Origin of the sequence: Citrobacter sp. C5_2, assembly GCF_014596845.2 — a bacterium.
GTDB classification, from domain to species: Bacteria; Pseudomonadota; Gammaproteobacteria; order Enterobacterales; family Enterobacteriaceae; genus Citrobacter; species Citrobacter werkmanii.
Window position 1 is genome coordinate 4,766,277 of record NZ_CP115032.1, and the last position, 16,922, is coordinate 4,783,198.

Genomic DNA, 16,922 nt, shown 5'->3' on the forward strand with positions numbered 1-16,922 from the left:
GAGCAGACGATGAAAGTATTAGTGATTGGCAACGGCGGGCGCGAGCACGCGCTGGCGTGGAAAGCGGCGCAGTCGCCGCTGGTTGATACCGTTTTTGTCGCACCGGGCAACGCGGGCACCGCGCTGGAACCCGCGCTGCAAAACGTGGCTATCGGCGTAACCGATATCCCGGCGCTGCTGAGCTTTGCCCAGAACGAGAAGATTGACCTGACCATCGTTGGCCCGGAAGCGCCGCTGGTGATTGGCGTGGTCGATGCGTTTCGCGCCGCAGGTCTGAAGATCTTCGGCCCAACCGAAGGCGCCGCACAGTTGGAAGGCTCCAAAGCCTTCACCAAAGATTTCCTCGCCCGTCATCACATCCCGACGGCGGAGTACCAGAACTTTACCGAGGTTGAGCCTGCGCTGGCTTACCTGCGCGAGAAAGGCGCTCCGATCGTCATCAAAGCCGACGGTCTGGCCGCCGGTAAAGGCGTTATCGTCGCGATGACGCTCGAAGAAGCGGAAGCCGCCGTGCAGGACATGCTGGCGGGTAACGCCTTTGGCGATGCAGGCCACCGCATCGTGATTGAAGAGTTCCTCGACGGTGAAGAAGCGAGCTTTATCGTGATGGTCGACGGCGAACACGTGCTGCCGATGGCCACCAGCCAGGACCACAAACGCGTGGGCAACGGCGATACCGGCCCGAACACCGGCGGGATGGGGGCTTACTCCCCGGCGCCGGTAGTCACTGATGAAGTGCACCAGCGCACCATGGAACGCATCATCTGGCCAACCGTGAAAGGCATGGCGGCGGAAGGGAATACCTACACCGGCTTCCTGTATGCGGGCCTGATGATCGACAAGCAGGGCAACCCGAAGGTAATCGAGTTCAACTGTCGCTTTGGCGATCCGGAAACCCAGCCGATCATGCTGCGCATGAAGTCGGATCTGGTGGATCTGTGCCTGGCCGCCTGCGACGGCAAGCTGGATGAGAAAACCTCCGAGTGGGACGAACGCGCTTCATTAGGCGTGGTGATCGCCGCGGGCGGTTATCCGGGCAGCTACAGCACCGGCGACGAGATCCACGGTCTGCCGCTGGAAGAAGTGGCTGACGGTAAGGTTTTCCACGCGGGCACCAAACTCGCCGATGACGACCGCGTGTTGACCAGCGGCGGCCGTGTACTGTGCGCCACCGCGCTGGGCCACACCGTCGCCGAAGCGCAGAAACGCGCTTACGCCCTGATGGCCGACATCCGCTGGAACGGTAGCTTCAGCCGTAACGACATCGGCTGGCGCGCCATCGAACGCGAACAGCGCTAACGCGAAATTTTCGCCAGCAGCGTTTTACGCGTAATGCCTAACTGACGGGCGGCTTCCGTTTTGTTGCCGCCCGTTTTTTCCAGCGCCGCCAGAATGACCTCTTTCTCCACTTCCACCAGCGGCTGGATCTCGCCACTGTATTCCGTTTTTATTGGCGTCGCGGCAATAGCCAGCGGCAGCTCGCGCTCGGAAATATACTCGCCCGTCAGCAGCACCACCGCCCGCTCCACCGCGTTTTCCAGTTCACGGATATTGCCCGGCCAGTCGTAATGGATAAGCAGATCCATCGCCTGCGGAGTAAAGCCTTTCACCGCTTTACGGTTACGCGCGGCAAAACGCTGGAGAAAATGTTCGGCCAGCAGCGGAATATCTTCCCGACGTTGACATAATGCGGGCATTTCTATGGTGACCACGTTCAGACGGTAGTAGAGATCCTGGCGAAAACGTCCGGCACTGACCTCCTCGGCCAGATTACGGTGCGTGGCGGCGATCAGCCGGACATCAACATCAATTGTCTGGTTACTGCCAACCCGTTGTACCTCTCGCTCCTGGATAGCCCGCAGCAGACGCACCTGCATCAGCGGTGAGATATCGCCAATTTCATCAAGAAATAACGTGCCGCCGTCCGCTTCCACAAAGCGCCCTTCCCGCCGTTTATCCGCCCCGGTAAACGCCCCTTTCTCGTGGCCAAAAAGTTCGGACTCCAGCAGCGACTCATTCAGCGCCGCGCAGTTCAGCGTCACCAGCGGCTTATCACTGCGCGCGCTGCTGGCGTGTAGCGCGCGGGCAACCAGCTCTTTCCCTGTCCCGGAATCTCCGTGGATAAGCACCGTGGCGTCCGAGGGCGCTACCATCGCAATTTCATTGAGCAACTGCTGCATCGCCGGACTGCTGCCAATCATGCCAAACTGCGCAGCCGACGCTGACAACACTTCAGCGCTCGTATCCCGCGTATGCGCCAGCGCTTTTTCCAGTGTTTCCTGCAAACGGTCAAAATCCAGCGGTTTGATTAAGTAGTCCAGCGCCCCGGTTTTCAGCGCCTCTACGGCGGTCTCCACGCTGGAGAAAGCCGTCATAATCAGTACCGGAATGGCTGGATTCAGGGCTTTAATCTCTTTTAACGTTGCGATACCGTCCATCTCCGCCATGCGAACATCACACAGCACCAGATCAAATACGCGTTCACGCACCTGTTCCAGCGCCGCTCGCCCGCTATAAGCCAGTGCGACGTCATAACCCCAGCCACGCAGCAGCGCCTGTAAAATAGTGCAGTGGCTGATATCGTCATCCACTACCAGAATATCGATTTTTCCGCGCGTCATCCTTGTTAATCCTGTCGTTTCGCTTTCGTCGGGAGCCAGAGAGTAAAGACCGTACCTTTGCCCTCAATACTTGCCACCTGGATAGTGCCGCCGTGCTGTTCGATAATGTTCTGCACTACCGCCAGTCCCAGACCAGTACCATCAGCTTTGGTCGTGTAGTAAGGCGTAAAAATGGCCTCCAGCTGTTCCGGCGCAATCCCCTTCCCGCTATCGGTCACCAAGATTTTAACGCGATCGCCGCTGCTTTCACTCGCTTCAACCGTAATCGTGCCCTGACGGCCTATTGCATGAATGGCGTTCAGATAAAGATTCAGCAGAACCTGGGTGAGCCGATCGGGATCGGCCTCAATGGCAGGCAGCGTGGCATTGGCCGCAAATCGTAGCTGGATGTCCCGGCTTGCCGCATCCTGACTCACCAGGTGGAGTGAATGAGTGATGACCTGGTTGAGATCCACGTGTTGTAGCGTCAGATGTGCAGGTTTCACCAGTTCCAGCAGTTCGCTCACCACCCGATTTAAACGGTCCGCCTCTTTCGCCATCACCTGCGCCAGCTCGTGAGACTCACCGCCTGCCGGTGTTCGTTCGGCAAAATATTTTGCTAAACCTTTGATGGATGAAAGTGGGTTACGAATCTCATGTGCAACGCCAGCCGCCAGATGCCCGAGCGCCATCAGTTTTTCTTTGCGCTTCATCGCATCCTGTAGTTCTTTATACGAGCGCTGATAGCGCTGATACCAGAAGTACGTCAGCACGGTTGCCAGCAACACAGCCGCCAGCGCAGACAAAACAATCAGCGTATTTCGCCACTCTCTGGCCTGAGTCGCGGCCAGGTCGCTGGCATCGAAAGCGATAAAAATGGTCTGCGTTGGGGTGATAAGCTGCCCGTCATTGCTGGCGCAACGCGCCATGCCATGGCGTCCGGGCCCATACATCGGCTGGAACTGGCGATAAATTTCCAGAGCCGGCGTTGTTTCCCCCTCCCCCATTGGTATCTCAATTTTCCGCCAGCGTTCTTGTTCCCCGGGGTGTAGCTGCTGCAGGACATCGGGCGAATAAAGTGATTTACCCACCATCGCCGAATTGCTGTGGGTAATAATGACGCCATGCTCATCGACGACGGCAAACCATAACACACCTGGCTGTACGGCCATTTCCTCCAGCAGCGTCTGCTGCTGGGCATGATGCATGCGCATCCCCATACCCACCCGCGTGCCGGACTCCAGGGCGCGAATCAACACACTGCCTTTTTCCAGGAGCGTTTGTCGGGCGGCATCACTTTCCCGACCATAGTCCCGTATGGTCATAATCGAAAACCAGCCGACTAACATCAGGATTGCCGCCAGCAAGAGTCTGCTCAACCACTTTGCCACCGTGTCCTTATAAAGACGCATACGTTCTCCCTTTACCCACCGTTTCCTTTCTTCGTTGCCGGTATACAGCAGAAATCATGCCATTTTTTCTCCCTGAGAACCCTGCCCTCAGACACAAAGTAGCGGGTAAAAATGACCCGCAGGCGAATTCTGGCGAGTCATTTTTACTCGCTTTCCTACCGAGACGGCGAGAACAACCTCCGCAAGGCCTGGATTGCCGCTTTGGCACGGAAGATGCAAAAGGGAATATAAGCTAACCAACAGGAGAACGAACAATGAAACGGAACAACAAACTGGCGCTGATTGCACTCTCTCTTATCGCTCTGGGCTCCACCCCGGCGCTGGCGCAACATCATTGGGGATATGGGGATGGTATGCAGCAACGGGGCGGCATACCAATGACCACCGAGCAGCAGGCTACCGCACAGAAAATTTATGATGATTACTACTCCCAGACCAGCGCGTTACGCCAACAGTTGGTCTCCAAACGTTATGAGTACAACGCCTTGTTAACAGCCAGTTCGCCAGACACGGCAAAAATTAATGCCGTGGCAAAAGAAATGGAGGCTCTGAATCAGTCTCTGGATGAGCAGCGCGTTAAGCGTGATGTCGCGCTGGCGCAAGCAGGCGTGCCACATGGTGCCGGAATGGGCTACGGCGGATGCGGCGGTAACTATCGCGGTGGCGGTCATATGGGAATGGGACACTGGTAAAGGACTTAATGCCTGATCGCGCTACGCTAATCGGACTACGGATGGATAAGACGCATTTGCGTCGCCATCCGGCGTTAAAATGTTTTCTCTTTCGGCTGCCAGTGACAAAAATCTTCATTGGCGACCAGCAGTAGTTGCGATCCTTCGGGCGCTTCCAGCCATGCCACGCTCACCTCTACGGATGAATGGCGCTGGCGGCGCTCAATATGGTTTATCGCCCACGATTCCAGATCGGGCTTTAGCGTTTCACCTTCACAGGTCGTCACCGTGTTATTCGCATGCCAGCGTCCCTGACGCAATATCACCCGTCCCTGACGCAGCGCATCGCTGGTCTGGCGGATTTGATCGGCGCGATAGCGGTAAAGCGCGATTTGATCGCTGGAAAGCTGTTGTTTTTGCCCGTCGACTTCACGCTGCATGAAACTCAGTTCGCCCCGGTCATCGAAGCGTATCCGAACATGTTCCGACGGTTTACTGTATACGTTGAGTTCTATCAGAGAGAGCGAATCACCCTGCCAGCGGTATTCACTGGTGGTGGTATCGCCTTTACGCCACGGACTAAATACCGAGAGCAAGTGAACATCGTCGCTGGAATCTTTACGCCAGATGCGTACCGCCCCCTGATCGCCAACATAGCCGCTGGCCGTGAAGGGAGGAAGCTCAGAATGGCTACCACAGGCTGACAGTAACAGAACACCTGAAAGCCAAAGCGAATGACGCCAGATGGACAAAAGGGGCGAAACCGCCCCTTCGATAAAACTGTTCACTGCCACGCGAATTACTTAACCGCGTCTTTCAGTGCTTTACCAGAAACAAATGCCGGTACGTTAGCTGCGGCGATTTTGATTTCTTTACCGGTCTGCGGGTTGCGGCCAGTGCGCTCAGCACGGTGGTTCACTTTGAAGGTACCGAAACCAACCAGTTGTACAGCATCGCCTTCTTTCAGAGACTCAGTAATAGCAGCCAGAGTGGATTCCAGAGCAGCTTTAGCCTGTGTTTTAGACAGTTCTGCTTTGTCTGCAATTACATCAATCAGTTGAGTCTTGTTCATAAGTTATCCTTACAATGTGTTTATCGCTTGCTAAGCATCGAGTGCGACGGAAATGCCAGAAAAGCACTCTCCTGCATACACGCACCGATAGCCACTTTTTTTCGCCCCCCAAATGTAGACCAGACCGGGGGCGGATGGGAAGCCTTCAGGCACGACAAATCAGGCGTTAAATCACGTTTTATGGTGTCATTGCTGAAAATTTATACCAATATTGCTCTCACCAGCCTCGCGCAGGTCTGCACGAAGCCCTTTTATCAGCTCAATATCGCGTTCTTCACAGTCGGCTAAAAGTCGGAAAATTTCCCACTGAATATCCCATTCTTGCTCAACGGCAGGGTTATCTTTCAGCTCTTCATCGGTCATTTCGCGACCAGCCTGGGTCATTTCCAGCATCGCAACCGTCGTAATCGATGCCTTGCTGACCTCAATCGCATGCTCCAGCGTTTCACCGCTAAGACGAGAATGCATCAGTTCGCTTAATGCCACGCAGGCATCAATCGCCGGGTAAACGCCGTACAGATCGTAATCATCCGCAGAAGGAATGGCCTCTTCAAACTTTTCCAGCTGGCTGTCGAAATTGATTTTCGCGTCTTTTACCGTCAGCGCTTCCCAAATTAAATCTAAAATTCGGCGGTAAATCTGCCCATCGCCAAATTCAGTTTGCTTGCAGAACATGGCGTAGTTTGGGTACATGCGCTCACAGAGGCAGGCCATAAACGTGACGTGCTGCCAGCTTTCCAGCTTCTCCAGACGCAGGTGAATCGGGTTTTGTAACATGATGAGTTCTCAAATACGGAAATTAGCCGCAGTTTACCCGATATGGGGCGTTTTTGCTGCAAGCCGCGTAAAAGACGGACGTTCTGATGCCACCGCATCCGCCCAGCGGGTCGGTTCCGGCAAACGATAACCGTTCATACAGCGCTGCACCCACGCCAGCGCGTTGTCCATGCCCACGCGGTGACCCGTAGAGATAAACAACGGATTACAGCGCGCTTTGCTGCGCCAGACCCATGCCAGCTGTTCGCCTTTATCCAGCAGCGGCGCGAGCGCACCGGGTTCGGCAGAGAGCGGCTCAAACTTGCCACACAGACGTTTTTTCGCCACGCCAATGGTCGGGACATCTACCAGCAGACCAAAATGGCTGGCGACCCCCAGGCGACGTGGGTGGGAAATACCATGCCCGTCGACGAACAGCAGATCCGGTTTTTGCGACAGCTGTTGCCAGGCGGCCATCAGCGCGGGGGTTTCACGAAAGGAGAGAAAGCCGGGAATATACGGCATGGTGGTGGCGACCCGCGCCACCGTGTATTCAACCAGTTCCAGAGAGGGATACTTCAGCAGAACCATCGCGGCCCGCGTCACTTCGCCACCCTGCTCAAACCCGACGTCCGCTCCCCCGATCAGATCCGGCGGATCCTTGTCGAGGCGATCCTCGCGGATCACTGAAGAGGCCAGTTCAAGCTGCTGAGCGCGTAGCGACGCGAGATCCATAATGACTCCTTAGCGGTGATATTGTTCGGACAGCCGATGCACCGCCTCCACAAACACCCCTGCATGTTCCGGCGGTACATCCTGATGGATGCCGTGACCGAGGTTGAAGACGTGGCCTTCACCGTGGCCGAAACCTGCAAGTATAGTCGCTACCTCGTCTTCGATCCGTGCCGGCGGCGCATACAGCATGGATGGATCCATATTGCCCTGCAGCGCCACTTTATGGCCAACGCGACGACGCGCATCGGCGATATCTGTCGTCCAGTCGAGACCTAACGCATCACAGCCGGTTTCCGCCATCGCTTCCAGCCACTGACCGCCGCCTTTGGTAAACAGCGTCACCGGTACGCGACGGCCTTCGTTTTCGCGCAGCAGACCATCAACGATTTTATGCATGTAGTACAACGAGAACTGCTGATAGTCGCGCCCGGTCAGCACGCCACCCCAGGTGTCAAAAATCATTACCGATTGCGCGCCCGCTTTAATCTGCGCGTTCAGGTACAGCGTGACGCTCTGCGCCAGCTTATCGAGCAGCAGATGCAGCGCTTTAGGGTCGGCATACATCATCTTTTTAATCACGGTGAAGGCTTTACTGCTGCCGCCTTCCACCATGTAGGTCGCCAGCGTCCACGGGCTGCCGGAGAAACCTATCAGCGGCACCTCGCCCTTCAGCTCACGGCGGATGGTGCGCACCGCGTTCATCACGTAGCCCAGCTCGCCTTCCGGGTCCGGAATCGGCAGTTTTTCAACGTCGGCCTTGCTGGTAATCGGTGAGGTGAAGCGCGGGCCTTCCCCGGCCTCAAAGTACAGCCCAAGCCCCATTGCATCCGGAATAGTCAAAATATCCGAGAAGAGGATCGCCGCATCGAGCTTGTAGCGACGCAGCGGCTGCAGCGTCACCTCACAGGCCAGCTCGGCGTTTTTGCACAGCGCCATAAAATCGCCCGCCTCGGCGCGCGTGGCTTTATATTCCGGTAGATAGCGGCCCGCCTGGCGCATCATCCATACCGGGGTGACATCAACGGGCTGGCGCAGCAGCGCACGCAGATAACGATCGTTCTTCAGTTCGGTCATTTTTTGCAGTTCCTTATTGCGTCAGTCCCACAGTGTATCACCACTCGTTCTTTACTCGTACTCGGCCCGACACATTGCCACCGTATCTTCGATCAAACGACGCGCGACGGTGCCAGGCGGGGGTAAGAGTGGTAAATCGTCGTAGCGATACCAGTTGGCATTGAGTAGCTCTTTCGGGTCAATGACGATGTCGCCGCTGTCGTACTCTGCCATAAACGCCGTCATCAGCGATTGCGGGAACGGCCACGGCTGCGAGGTCACGTAGCGCAGATTTTTCACCTTGATCCCGCTTTCCTCCATGACTTCGCGCGCCACGGCCTGCTCCAGGGTTTCGCCTACTTCGACAAAACCGGCCAGCACGGTATGCACACCGTTACGATGGCGAACATGCTGGGCAAGGAGGATCGAATCATCGCGGCGAATGGCGACGATAATGCAGGGAGCGATTTGCGGATAATAGCGTTCGCGGCAATGGCTACACAGCATCGCCCATTCGGTTTTGCTCGGGTGCATCGTGTGCCCGCAGTAGCCGCAGAATTTATGCGAGCGGTAGAACTCGGCCAGCTGTACGCCGCGCCCCGCCAACTGAAACAGGCCTACATCCTGGTCGATAACCTGGCGCACCGAACCCATGTCGTGGCGACGCGGCTGCTGCACCAGCCAGACCGGATCGCCTTCCCACTCACCTATCTGAAGTGCGCGCTGGCCCGCAAGATCGAAATTTATCGCCTCGCCATAGGGTAATTCCCCAGCAGGCAACCATAATTTTTGTTCGTGGCTCACAATCCACCAGCCGCGATCCCATTTTTCAATTATTCGATCCATATCTCTTGCGCTACCTTTGCTTCACAGGCATGTTATTAACATTATTTTTACAAGATTGACATGAGCAGATTTTAAACTTATCGATACGAGGGTCAACGTATGTTAAACCAGTTAGAACACCTGAAAGAGCGTGTCCATGGGCATCATAAACTGGTCGACCGTTGGCTGAATATTCGTAAGCACCTGCTCGTGGCTTACTACGATCTGGTTGGCCTGAAACCGGGCAAAGAGTCGTTTATGCGCCTCAATGAGAAAGCGCTCGATAATTTTTGCCAGCGTCTGGTCGACTATCTGTCTGCCGGTCACTTCAGTATTTATGAACGCATTATCCATAAAATGGAAGGTGAGAGTCCGCTTTTAAACGCCAGCAAAATCTGGCCGCAGCTGGATGCCAATACCCAACTGATAATGGATTACTATGACTCAACGCTGGAAAACGCCATCGATGAGGATAACGTTCACCAGCTCCAGCAGGCGCTTTCCGATATTGGCGAAGCGCTGGAGGCTCGTTTCCGGCTGGAAGATCAGCTCATCATGCTGGCCTTTAAAACGCTTAGCGAATTCAAACGCCCGGCTTGAGATTTTCCGCATTAACGCGTAGTTTACATTCATTACCTCTAAGATAGAGGTTACTTCTTGTCGGAGTGCTTATTTTCCACAAAAGCATTCGTGATGCGTCAAGGCGGCAAGTCAGTGAATCTCCAGGAGCTTACCTAAGTAAGTGACTGGAGTGAGCGGACGAAGCCAACAAAGAGGCAGCGCGAAGGATGACGTGGAAAAGGCTGAGACCGTTAATTCGGGATCCGCGGAACCTGATCAGGTTAAAACCTGCGAAGGGAACAAGAGTCAATCTACAGCCGTATCGCCTTGGGCGATCGTCTCTCTTGCTTCATCCGTCGTCTGACAAGCCACGTCCTTACTTTTTTGGAATGAGCTATGTCTGCCACTACTAAACCATCACGCCGCGAACAGCGCGCCCAGGCCCAACACTTTATCGATACTCTGGAAGGTACCGCCTTTCCTGAGTCCAGACGCATCTATATCACCGGTTCGCAGCCGGATATCCGCATCCCGATGCGCGAAATTCAGCTCAGCCCAACGCTGATTGGCGGCAGTAAAGATAACCCGCAGTTTGAGGCGAACGAAGCCGTACCGGTGTACGACACCTCCGGCCCGTATGGCGATCCTGAGGTGGCGATTAACGTCCAGCAGGGTCTGGCGAAACTGCGCCAGCCGTGGATTGACGCACGCAATGATAGCGAAGAATTAGACGACCGTAGCTCGGCTTACACCAAAGAACGTCTGGCCGACGATGGTCTGGACGATCTGCGTTTTACCGGCCTGCTGACGCCGAAACGCGCCAAAGCAGGCAAGCGCGTCACCCAGTTGCATTACGCCCGCCAGGGGATCGTCACTCCCGAAATGGAGTTTATCGCCATCCGTGAAAATATGGGCCGCGAGCGCATTCGCAGTGAAGTGCTGCGCCACCAGCATCCGGGGATGAGCTTCGGCGCACGCCTGCCGGAAAACATCACCCCGGAATTCGTGCGTGATGAAGTGGCTGCCGGCCGTGCGATTATCCCCGCCAACATCAACCACCCGGAATCGGAGCCGATGATCATTGGCCGCAACTTCCTGGTCAAAGTGAATGCCAACATCGGTAACTCGGCGGTCACCTCCTCCATCGAAGAAGAGGTGGAAAAACTGGTCTGGTCGACCCGCTGGGGCGCGGACACGGTAATGGACCTCTCCACCGGCCGCTATATTCATGAAACCCGCGAGTGGATCCTGCGTAACAGCCCGGTACCGATCGGCACCGTGCCGATCTATCAGGCGCTGGAGAAGGTCAACGGGATCGCCGAAGATCTCACCTGGGAAGCGTTCCGCGACACGCTGCTGGAGCAGGCCGAACAAGGCGTCGACTACTTCACCATCCATGCGGGCGTACTGCTGCGCTACGTGCCAATGACCGCCAAACGCCTGACCGGTATTGTCTCGCGCGGCGGTTCAATCATGGCGAAATGGTGTCTCTCCCATCACAAAGAGAACTTCCTGTTCGAACATTTCCGCGAGATTTGCGAAATCTGCGCCGCCTACGACGTTTCCCTGTCGCTGGGCGACGGCCTGCGTCCCGGCTCCATCCAGGACGCCAACGACGAAGCGCAGTTCTCCGAGCTGCATACGCTGGGTGAGCTGACCAAAATCGCCTGGGAATACGACGTGCAGGTGATGATTGAAGGCCCGGGCCACGTGCCGATGCATATGATTCAGCGCAACATGACCGAAGAGCTGGAGAGCTGCCACGAAGCACCGTTCTACACCTTAGGGCCGTTGACGACCGATATCGCGCCGGGCTATGACCACTTCACCTCCGGCATAGGCGCCGCAATGATCGGCTGGTTCGGCTGTGCGATGCTGTGTTACGTGACGCCGAAAGAGCACCTCGGCCTGCCGAACAAAGAAGATGTGAAGCAGGGGCTGATCACCTACAAAATCGCCGCCCACGCCGCGGATTTAGCCAAAGGACATCCGGGCGCGCAGATCCGCGATAACGCCATGTCGAAAGCGCGCTTTGAATTCCGCTGGGAAGATCAGTTTAACCTCGCGCTCGACCCGTTCACCGCCCGCGCTTATCACGATGAAACCCTGCCACAAGAATCCGGCAAGGTCGCCCACTTCTGTTCCATGTGCGGGCCGAAATTCTGCTCGATGAAAATCAGCCAGGAAGTGCGTGATTACGCCGCCGCGCAAACCATTGAAGTGGGGATGGCGGATATGTCGGAAAACTTCCGCGCCAAAGGCGGCGAAATTTATCTCAAACGGGAGGAAGCCTGATGTATCAGCCTGATTTCCCAACCGTACCGTTCCGCCTCGGGCTTTACCCGGTGGTAGACAGCGTTGAATGGATTGAACGTCTGCTGGAGGCGGGCGTGCGCACCATTCAGTTGCGTATCAAAGATAAACGCGATGAAGAGGTGGAAGCCGACGTTATCGCCGCCATCGCACTGGGGCGTCGTTATGACGCCCGCCTGTTTATTAACGACTACTGGCGGCTGGCGATTAAGCACAACGCCTACGGCGTGCATCTGGGCCAGGAAGACCTCGAAACCACCGACCTGAATGCCATTCAGGCGGCGGGCTTACGCCTGGGTGTATCCACTCACGATGATATGGAGATTAACGTCGCACTCGCCGCTAAGCCTTCTTATATCGCACTCGGCCACGTCTTCCCGACGCAAACCAAGCAGATGCCTTCCGCCCCGCAGGGGCTGGCGCAGTTGGCCAGTCATATTGCGCGCCTGGCGGATTACCCGACCGTCGCGATCGGCGGCATCAGCCTTGAACGCGCCCCGTCGGTGCTGGCGACCGGCGTCGGCAGCGTGGCTGTGGTTAGCGCCATTACTCAGGCCTCCGACTGGCGCGCCGCTACCGCGCAGTTACTGGAAATTGCGGGAGTTGGCGATGAATGACCGCGATTTTATGCGCTACAGCCGACAAATCCTGCTCGGCGATATCGCCATTGATGGCCAGCAAAAGCTGCTCGCAAGTCATGTACTGATCGTGGGTTTAGGCGGGTTAGGTTCGCCTGCCGCGCTGTATCTGGCGGGAGCAGGCATTGGCAAACTGACGCTGGTAGACGATGACGACATTCATCTGAGCAATTTGCAGCGCCAGATCCTGTTTACCACCGATGATATCGCGCGTTCAAAATCTCAGGTTGCCCGGCAGCGCCTGACGCGGATCAACCCGGATATCGAACTGGTATCACTCCAGCAGCGACTTAAAGGCGATGCGCTCCGGCATACGGTCGCGCGAGCCGATGTAGTGCTCGACTGTACCGATAACATGGCCACGCGCCAGGAAATCAACGCCGCCTGCGTAGCGCTCAATATCCCACTCATCACCGCCAGCGCTGTCGGCTTTGGCGGTCAGTTGATGGTGCTCACGCCGCCGTGGGAACAAGGGTGTTACCGCTGCCTGTGGCCGGATGATGTGGAACCGGAACGCAACTGCCGCACCGCTGGCGTGCTCGGCCCGGTGGTTGGCGTGATGGGTACCTTGCAGGCGCTGGAGGCGATTAAATTACTTAGCGGTATTGAGACGCCGGGCGGGGAGCTACGTCTGTTTGACGGCAAAACCAGCCAGTGGCGCAGCCTCGCGCTGCGTCGCGCCAGCGGCTGTCCGGTATGCGGAGGGCAGCATGCAAATTCAATTCAATGATGAGCCGATGCAGTGCGCCGCAGGGCAAACCGTCAGCGGGCTGCTTATCCAGCTCAACCAGCTCAAACCGGGCGCAGCGTTGGCGCTCAATCAGCAGATCCTGCCGCGCGAGCAGTGGGAACAGCAAATCGTGCAGGAAGGCGACCAGATCCTGCTTTTTCAGGTTATTGCAGGGGGTTGAGATGTTACGTATTGCCGACAAAACGTTTAATTCACATCTGTTCACCGGTACCGGGAAGTTTGCCTCATCGCAACTGATGGTCGAGGCAATTCGCGCTTCCGGCAGCCAGTTGGTGACGCTGGCGATGAAGCGCGTGGACCTGCGCCAGCACAACGATGCGATTCTGGCGCCGCTAATTGAAGCGGGCGTCACGCTGCTGCCTAATACCTCCGGGGCGAAAACCGCCGAAGAGGCGATCTTCGCCGCCCAACTGGCGCGTGAAGCGCTGGGCACCCACTGGCTGAAATTAGAAATCCACCCGGACGCCCGTTGGCTGCTGCCGGATCCAATCGAAACGCTAAAAGCCGCCGAGGCGCTGGTAAAGCAGGGTTTTGTCGTGCTGCCCTACTGCGGCGCGGATCCGGTTTTGTGCAAGCGGCTGGAAGAGGTCGGCTGCGCAGCGGTGATGCCGCTCGGCGCGCCTATCGGCTCTAACCAGGGGCTGGAAACCAAAGCCATGCTGGAGATCATTATCCAGCAGGCCACCGTGCCGGTGGTGGTCGACGCCGGGATCGGCGTGCCCAGCCACGCGGCGCAGGCGCTGGAAATGGGCGCTGATGCGGTGCTGGTCAACACGGCGATTGCCGTGGCGGACGATCCAGTGATGATGGCAACCGCCTTTCGTCTGGCGGTGGAAGCCGGATTACTGGCGCGGCAGGCTGTGCCAGGAAGCAAAAGTTCGCAGGCCAGCGCCACCAGCCCGCTCACCGGCTTTCTGGAGGCGTTAGCATGAAAACCTTCACCGACCGCTGGCGGCAACTGGAGTGGGACGACATTCGCCTGCGCATCAACGGTAAAACCGCCGCTGACGTGGAACGCGCGCTTAACGCTCCACAGCTAAGTCGTGACGACCTGATGGCACTGCTCTCCCCCGCCGCCGCCGATTACCTTGAACCGCTGGCGCAACGGGCGCAAAGGCTGACTCGCCAGCGCTTCGGCAACACCGTCAGTTTTTACGTGCCGCTTTATCTCTCAAACCTCTGCGCCAATGACTGCACCTACTGCGGTTTTTCTATGAGCAACCGCATCAAACGTAAGACGCTGGACGAGGCAGAAATCACCCGCGAGTGCGCCGCCATCCGCGAGTTGGGTTTTGAACACCTGCTGCTGGTCACCGGTGAACACCAGAGCAAAGTGGGCATGGACTACTTTCGCCGCCATTTACCTGACATTCGCCGTCAGTTCGCCTCGTTACAGATGGAAGTGCAGCCGCTGGCAACCGAGGAGTATGCCGAGCTGAAGAGGCTGGGGCTGGACGGGGTGATGGTGTATCAGGAGAGCTATCATGAAGCGACTTATGCCCATCATCATTTAAAGGGGAAAAAGCAGGATTTCTTCTGGCGGCTGGAAACACCGGACAGGCTTGGCCGCGCTGGAATCGATAAAATCGGTCTTGGCGCGCTGATTGGTTTGTCTGACAGCTGGCGGGTGGATTGTTATATGGTCGCCGAACATCTGCTGTGGATGCAGCAGCATTACTGGCAGAGCCGCTACTCCATCTCCTTTCCTCGTCTGCGCCCATGCACCGGGGGCGTTGAACCCGCATCGATCATGGACGAGCGACAGTTGCTCCAGACCATTTGCGCGTTTCGTTTACTGACGCCAGAAATTGAGCTGTCGCTCTCCACCCGCGAATCACCCTGGTTTCGTGACCATGTGATCCCGCTGGCGATCAACAATGTCAGCGCCTTCTCAAAAACCCAGCCTGGCGGTTATGCCGATAACCATCCAGAGCTGGAACAGTTCGCCCCGCACGACAATCGTCGCCCGGAAGCCGTTGCTGAAGCACTCATGGCGCGGGGATTACAGCCCGTGTGGAAAGACTGGGACAGCTATCTGGGGCGCACTACGCAGATGCAGTAAGCCCGGAGCGATCGCATTAAACAAAAGCCCCGACTAGTGCAGTCAGGGCTTTAAGTTACTACAAATTTCAGAGTTAACATTAATAAACTTAACGATTTAGTACTGCTGATGGTACTACTTTAAAATGTACAGGTTTACCACAGATAATATTGGATTTTGATACTAACTAAAACTTTCCTCTATTTACCGTTAAACACATTCCACCGGCTTGATAATAAAACTCAAGGCTGGTGACCTAAACAAGTACACTTCCCCTCGCGACATATACTCTTTGATGCGTTGCCTTATTTCCCTTGCGATAACCATAAAAACAGAAATCACAAACACTTACTATTAAATCATGGCGTTACATCGTCGCGTTTTACTAACTTTTTGCGATTAAATAAATCAACTACGTGGCCTGAAAGCATTGTCGAAGTGAAAAAATAGCGTTTTCAGCATCGACTACCCCAAACAAAAAATACTTCGTGGCCTTTATCGCAACCCCCAATAAAGCTTTACTAACACTTACTACGTTAACAGCAAACGACTATTTCCCCTGCTGTTAAGCATTAACATACGGGTTTAAAAAACGCTGTCAATACTGTTTTTTATAACATGTTTTTATTGCCAGTAATTATATATTCCCGCATGTGATAAGCGAGCCAAAGTGCCGCCAACCTCGGTGCAGATCGTTGAGTTTTGCTTCTTTTTGTAACCGGTTTCAGAAAAAGTGGTTTTCTTTGTGATGCCTTGCACACAATCGTTGCAAAGCAGTTGTTGCTACAGCTGGCTCGCGATAATTATCAACCCACACATGTTGAGCGAGACTGCTTATGAAAAACATCGTTTTATGCTGTGCCGCCGGAATGTCCACCAGCATGCTGGTACAAAGGATGAAAGATGCCGCCCAGAAAAAAGGTGTCGACGTCACGATCAAAGCTGTCCCGGTGGCTGAGTTTGAAGAGAATATCGCCACTGCAGATATCGTGTTGCTTGGTCCACAGGTTAAATATGAGCAGGCCAAGCTGCAGGCGCTCGCCGACCCGCTAGGCAAAAAAGTCGCCGTTATCGATATGATGGATTACGGCATGATGAAAGGTGATGCCGTACTGGAAAAAGCGCTGAAACTACTGGAGTGATGACATGGAAGAGTTAGAAACGATCATCATGGAATTATTGGTCAACGCCGGAGCCGCCCGCAGTCAGGCCCTGACAGCGCTACAACTGGCGCGTAAAGGTGACTTTACTGGTGCGGAACAAGCAATGGTGGAATCACGCGAGTACGTCAAACAGGCACATAAAATCCAGACCCAGCTAATCGGCATTGACGAAGGTACCGGCAAGCTACCGGTTAATCTCATCACAGTCCATTCGCAGGATCACCTGATGAACGCGATGGTGATTCAGGATTTAGCGGGCGACATGATTGAGCTTTATCGGCGGTTGCCGCCGGTAAATTAATAACACTGCCGGATGGCGGCTTCGTAACCT

At 55.7% G+C, this 16,922-nt stretch carries 19 protein-coding genes and 1 riboswitch; of the genes, 11 read left to right on the plus strand and 8 right to left on the minus strand.

What is annotated here, in order from left to right; translation table 11 throughout:
• Window positions 1-9: 9 nt before the first annotated feature.
• Window positions 10-1,299, plus strand: a complete 1,290-nt coding sequence (purD, locus tag ICA20_RS23125) for a phosphoribosylamine--glycine ligase (RefSeq protein WP_038636163.1) — start codon at window positions 10-12, stop codon at window positions 1,297-1,299.
• On the opposite strand, the gene zraR is transcribed toward purD, so the two are convergent.
• The gene (zraR, locus tag ICA20_RS23130) at window positions 1,296-2,621 is read right to left on the minus strand and encodes a sigma-54-dependent response regulator transcription factor ZraR (protein ID WP_038636160.1); all 1,326 of its coding nucleotides are present in this window, start codon (window positions 2,619-2,621) and stop codon (window positions 1,296-1,298) included. The genes purD and zraR overlap by 4 nt on opposite strands.
• Window positions 2,622-2,626: 5 nt before the next feature.
• Entirely contained in the window at window positions 2,627-4,012 is a 1,386-nt protein-coding gene (zraS, locus tag ICA20_RS23135; RefSeq protein WP_038636157.1) for a two-component system sensor histidine kinase ZraS, read from the minus strand.
• 254 nt (window positions 4,013-4,266) lie between these two features.
• On the opposite strand from zraS, the gene zraP reads away from it, so the two are divergent.
• Window positions 4,267-4,704, plus strand: coding sequence for a zinc resistance sensor/chaperone ZraP (gene zraP, locus ICA20_RS23140; protein WP_038636154.1), 438 nt, complete (start codon window positions 4,267-4,269; stop codon window positions 4,702-4,704).
• A gap of 74 nt (window positions 4,705-4,778) precedes the next feature.
• Here zraP and ICA20_RS23145 read toward each other — a convergent pair whose 3' ends face one another.
• The 6 genes from ICA20_RS23145 to nudC form a co-directional block, all read right to left on the minus strand.
• On the minus strand, window positions 4,779-5,471 hold the full coding sequence (locus ICA20_RS23145; RefSeq protein WP_038642958.1) for a DUF1481 domain-containing protein: 693 nt from the start codon (window positions 5,469-5,471) through the stop codon (window positions 4,779-4,781).
• Window positions 5,472-5,482: 11 nt separating this feature from the next.
• On the minus strand, window positions 5,483-5,755 hold the full coding sequence (gene hupA / locus ICA20_RS23150; protein WP_001044509.1) for a nucleoid-associated protein HU-alpha: 273 nt from the start codon (window positions 5,753-5,755) through the stop codon (window positions 5,483-5,485).
• A 186-nt stretch (window positions 5,756-5,941) separates the two neighbouring features.
• Complete coding sequence (locus ICA20_RS23155) at window positions 5,942-6,532, minus strand: YjaG family protein (protein ID WP_008787112.1); 591 nt, start codon at window positions 6,530-6,532, stop codon at window positions 5,942-5,944.
• Between the two features lie 33 nt (window positions 6,533-6,565).
• The gene (gene nfi / locus ICA20_RS23160; protein ID WP_038636148.1) at window positions 6,566-7,246 is read right to left on the minus strand and encodes a deoxyribonuclease V; all 681 of its coding nucleotides are present in this window, start codon (window positions 7,244-7,246) and stop codon (window positions 6,566-6,568) included.
• A gap of 9 nt (window positions 7,247-7,255) precedes the next feature.
• On the minus strand, window positions 7,256-8,320 hold the full coding sequence (gene hemE / locus ICA20_RS23165; protein ID WP_038636145.1) for a uroporphyrinogen decarboxylase: 1,065 nt from the start codon (window positions 8,318-8,320) through the stop codon (window positions 7,256-7,258).
• A gap of 51 nt (window positions 8,321-8,371) precedes the next feature.
• A complete protein-coding gene (nudC, locus tag ICA20_RS23170; protein ID WP_038636141.1) occupies window positions 8,372-9,145 on the minus strand; it encodes an NAD(+) diphosphatase in 774 nt (257 codons plus the stop codon).
• Window positions 9,146-9,244: 99 nt separating this feature from the next.
• On the opposite strand from nudC, the gene ICA20_RS23175 reads away from it, so the two are divergent.
• The 9 genes from ICA20_RS23175 (at window position 9,245) to ICA20_RS23215 (ending at window position 16,892) form a co-directional block, all read left to right on the plus strand.
• The gene (locus tag ICA20_RS23175; protein WP_032940921.1) at window positions 9,245-9,724 is read left to right on the plus strand and encodes an Rsd/AlgQ family anti-sigma factor; all 480 of its coding nucleotides are present in this window, start codon (window positions 9,245-9,247) and stop codon (window positions 9,722-9,724) included.
• 51 nt (window positions 9,725-9,775) lie between these two features.
• Window positions 9,776-10,001: riboswitch (TPP riboswitch) on the plus strand.
• Between the two features lie 80 nt (window positions 10,002-10,081).
• A complete protein-coding gene (gene thiC, locus ICA20_RS23180) occupies window positions 10,082-11,980 on the plus strand; it encodes a phosphomethylpyrimidine synthase ThiC (protein WP_038636137.1) in 1,899 nt (632 codons plus the stop codon).
• Window positions 11,980-12,615: a thiamine phosphate synthase gene (gene thiE / locus ICA20_RS23185; protein WP_038636134.1), complete on the plus strand. Its 636-nt coding sequence runs from the start codon at window positions 11,980-11,982 to the stop codon at window positions 12,613-12,615. The genes thiC and thiE overlap by 1 nt, the downstream gene beginning before the upstream one ends.
• Window positions 12,608-13,366: a HesA/MoeB/ThiF family protein gene (locus ICA20_RS23190; RefSeq protein ID WP_038636131.1), complete on the plus strand. Its 759-nt coding sequence runs from the start codon at window positions 12,608-12,610 to the stop codon at window positions 13,364-13,366. Before thiE ends, ICA20_RS23190 begins: the two co-directional genes overlap by 8 nt.
• Window positions 13,347-13,547, plus strand: coding sequence for a sulfur carrier protein ThiS (thiS, locus tag ICA20_RS23195; RefSeq protein ID WP_001166833.1), 201 nt, complete (start codon window positions 13,347-13,349; stop codon window positions 13,545-13,547). Before ICA20_RS23190 ends, thiS begins: the two co-directional genes overlap by 20 nt.
• Window position 13,548: 1 nt before the next feature.
• Complete coding sequence (gene thiG, locus ICA20_RS23200; RefSeq protein ID WP_038636127.1) at window positions 13,549-14,319, plus strand: thiazole synthase; 771 nt, start codon at window positions 13,549-13,551, stop codon at window positions 14,317-14,319.
• A complete protein-coding gene (thiH, locus tag ICA20_RS23205) occupies window positions 14,316-15,449 on the plus strand; it encodes a 2-iminoacetate synthase ThiH (RefSeq protein WP_038636125.1) in 1,134 nt (377 codons plus the stop codon). Before thiG ends, thiH begins: the two co-directional genes overlap by 4 nt.
• Before the next feature lie 815 nt (window positions 15,450-16,264).
• On the plus strand, window positions 16,265-16,570 hold the full coding sequence (locus ICA20_RS23210; RefSeq protein ID WP_038636123.1) for a PTS sugar transporter subunit IIB: 306 nt from the start codon (window positions 16,265-16,267) through the stop codon (window positions 16,568-16,570).
• 4 nt (window positions 16,571-16,574) lie between these two features.
• A complete protein-coding gene (locus ICA20_RS23215; RefSeq protein ID WP_038636121.1) occupies window positions 16,575-16,892 on the plus strand; it encodes a PTS lactose/cellobiose transporter subunit IIA in 318 nt (105 codons plus the stop codon).
• Window positions 16,893-16,922: the final 30 nt, after the last annotated feature.